The sequence below is a fragment of the Shewanella sp. AS16 genome (assembly GCF_021412365.1).
In the GTDB taxonomy this organism is placed as follows: Bacteria; Pseudomonadota; Gammaproteobacteria; order Enterobacterales; family Shewanellaceae; genus Shewanella; species Shewanella salipaludis.
Window position 1 is genome coordinate 1 of sequence record NZ_JAKCLK010000405.1, and the last position, 283, is coordinate 283.

At 40.6% G+C, this 283-nt stretch carries 1 protein-coding gene; it reads left to right on the plus strand.

All coding sequences use genetic code 11. The annotated features are described in order from the left end of the window. A partial coding sequence (locus LZP73_RS20855) for a zinc-dependent peptidase (protein ID WP_176689840.1) occupies positions 1-213 on the plus strand: 213 nt, incomplete at its 5' end. Between the last annotated feature and the right edge of the window lie 70 nt (positions 214-283).

Consider the following 283-nt stretch of genomic DNA (forward strand, 5'->3'; position numbering starts at 1 on the left):
GAGAATGCGGCGAGCATTGATGCTTATGCTGCCAGTGATCCTGCTGAATGTTTTGCCGTACTTTCTGAATATTTCTTTAGCGCCCCAGAACTTTTTGCTCCTCGTTTCCCTTCATTGTGGCAACGTTTCTGTCAATTTTATCAACAAGATCCTTTGCAGAGACTGCATCACGCTAATGATACAGACTCGTTTTCGGCGACGAATGTTCATTAATTAACAACTTTGCAGATTAATTAACCAATTGAAATGGCTTATGAAATTTAGTGTTGACAGACAAGGTACC